Here is a 2,417-nt window from a genome sequence, read left to right on the forward strand (position 1 = left end):
CCCGCGAGCGCGAGGGCCGCATCCGGCCCGCCGCACCCGCCGCCGCTCCCGCGCAGCCCTCGGCTCCCGCCCCGGTGCACCCCGCCCCGGAGGGATCGTTCTCGTCCCGCCGCGACCGCCGCGAAGCGGAGGGGCACCGGCTCCGCACCGCGCCCGCCCGCCGCGGAGCCTCCTTCTTCCGCCCGTCCCCGCGCACGCTGGCGCTCGCCGTCTCCGGCGGGCTCGTCGTCGTGGCCGTCGCGTCGAGCCTGAGCCTCACCGTCGGCACCGGCTCCTCGGCCGAGTCGGCCACCGCGACGCCCTCCGCTGCTCCGACCTCGACCAGCGTCGCCGTGCTCCCCGCGACCACTGCCTCCGCCCGGGTCGTCCTCAGCTCCGTCTCCACCACCTCCGGCACCGTCGCCGGCGGCACGAGCGTGACGCTCGAGGGATCGAACCTGGACTCGGTCGCCACCGTCCGCTTCGGCGAGGCCGAGGGCAGCGTCGCGGTCGACAACCCCGACCAGATCACGGTCACCGCCCCTCCGGCCGACGGAGAGGCAGCGGGCGAGGTCCCGGTCGCCTTCTTCGACGCCGACGGTCAGGCCATCACGTTCGACGCGGTCACCGACTCCGCCGCGGCGGTCACCGTCGACGGGACCCCGGCCGACGCGGTGCAGCCGGCCGTCGACACGTCGGGCGCCGCGGAGGGCACGACGGCCGAGGCCTCGACCGACCTCACCGCCCCGACCGCGACCGCCACTCCCAGCCCCGCCGCGACCGGCGTGCTCGCCAGCACGAAGGTCGTCGCCTCGGCGATCACCTTCGCCTACACGCCCGACCCGGCGATCGAGGCCGCGAAGGCCCAGGCCGCGCTGGACGCGAGCCGCCTGGCCTCGCAGCTCGACTACCTCTCCACCTACTGGAACGACTACAACTCGGCCCAGTACGGCGTGATCTCGGGCAACGACTGCGTCAATTTCACCTCGCAGTCGCTGATCGCCCGCGGCTGGGAGATGGACGGCGAGTGGAGCTACTCCTCCTCCGGCGGCTACAGCTCCGCCTGGGCGTCGTCGACAGCGTTCAACGCCTACCTCGCCGCGCACCCCGAGCGCGCGACCGCCATCCCCGACTCCGAGCGGAGCCGGGTGAAGCCGGGCGACATCGTCCAGTTCGACTGGGACGGCTCGGGCGACTGGGACCACACGGGCGTCGTGACCAGCGTCGACGGCGACAGGATCCTCTACTCCTCGCACACCGCCGACAACCACGACCAGAGCATCGACGCGGCCTCCGCCGGCCGGATCATGTTCTGGGGCGTCTGACGCTCGACGCACCCGCTCCACGCACGACGACGGGGCCGCCACCGCTGATGCGGTGACGGCCCCGTCGAGGTTCCGGTCAGATCACTTCTTGAAGACGTCCTTGACGTCCTCGCCGACCTTCTTGGTGTGGGCCTTGGTCTGGTCGGCCTGGCCCTCGGCCTCGAGGCGCTCGTTGTCCGTCAGCTTGCCGACGGCCTCCTTGGCCTTGCCGACCAGGTTCTCGGCTGCGTTGCGGATCTTGTCGTCTGCACCCATGAGGGGCTCCTTCTGTTCGGTGTGACCATCCGCCGGCGGGTGCCGGGGAAGCTGCGGGACCGGGGTCAGGCGACCCGGTCCTCCTTGGAGAAGCCGGCCCGGGCGCTCGAGGCGACCTCGAGCAGGACCGGCAGGCGGGCGCCGAGGAGAGTGTCGAGAGCGTCGACCTCCTGGTGCACGGCGTCGACCACGGTGCGGGGCGAGACGCCGCCGCGGGGGAGGACGCGCACCTTCAGCGCCGTCTCGGAGCCGTGGCGGTAGGCCGCGACCGTGACGTCGAGGAGCTCCGTCCGGCCCGCGAGGGCCGTCTCGAGGACGTCCTCCGCGAAGCCGGTCGCGATCTCGATCCCCCCGGCGGGCGCGCCCTCGGCCTCGTCGCGGAGGACGGTGCCGGTGCGGCCGTGACCGTGGGCGAAGGCCATCACCAGCGCGAGGACGATGCCGAGGAGGCAGATCCCGACGACGGCGTAGAGCGGCCAGAGGACGGCGGCATCGCTCCAGGCGGTGCCCTCCTCGGGGGAGAGGCGCGACACCAGGGCCGCGCCCTCGCCGTCGGCGAAGGAGAGGACGGAGTCGCGGACCGGCTGCGAGACGGCGATCAGGACGGCTCCGGCGCTGACCAGCGCGAGCACGAGGCCCACGACGAGCAGGACGAGCCGGTTGACGAAGCGGTTGCTCGTGGTCATCAGATCCTCCCGGAGGTCGAGACGCGGACGGTGGAGAGCGGGGCGGGCTTCGCGCCGATGCGGACGAGCTCCTCGTCGACGGCGCTCTGCACGGCGTCGCGGTCGACCGCGATGCCGGAGGCGGGGGTCACCTCGACCAGTGCGGTGCGCCGGCCGAGCGAGGCGCGGGTGT

3 protein-coding genes are annotated in these 2,417 nt (G+C 73.6%); 1 reads left to right on the forward strand and 2 read right to left on the reverse strand.

Annotated features, from left to right (window positions below; translation table 11 throughout):
• Positions 1-1,304: amidase domain-containing protein (locus C5D04_RS17680; RefSeq protein ID WP_104348140.1), on the forward strand; the 1,304-nt coding region annotated here is incomplete at its 5' end.
• 81 nt (positions 1,305-1,385) lie between these two features.
• On the opposite strand, the gene C5D04_RS17685 is transcribed toward C5D04_RS17680, so the two are convergent.
• Both C5D04_RS17685 and C5D04_RS17690 read right to left on the reverse strand, forming a co-directional pair.
• Positions 1,386-1,559, reverse strand: coding sequence for a CsbD family protein (locus C5D04_RS17685; protein ID WP_104226788.1), 174 nt, complete (start codon positions 1,557-1,559; stop codon positions 1,386-1,388).
• A gap of 65 nt (positions 1,560-1,624) precedes the next feature.
• Positions 1,625-2,245: a hypothetical protein gene (locus C5D04_RS17690; RefSeq protein ID WP_104292501.1), complete on the reverse strand. Its 621-nt coding sequence runs from the start codon at positions 2,243-2,245 to the stop codon at positions 1,625-1,627.
• Positions 2,246-2,417: the final 172 nt, after the last annotated feature.

Origin of the sequence: Rathayibacter sp. AY1D2 (assembly GCF_002932695.1) — a bacterium.
Taxonomy (GTDB): Bacteria; Actinomycetota; Actinomycetes; order Actinomycetales; family Microbacteriaceae; genus Rathayibacter.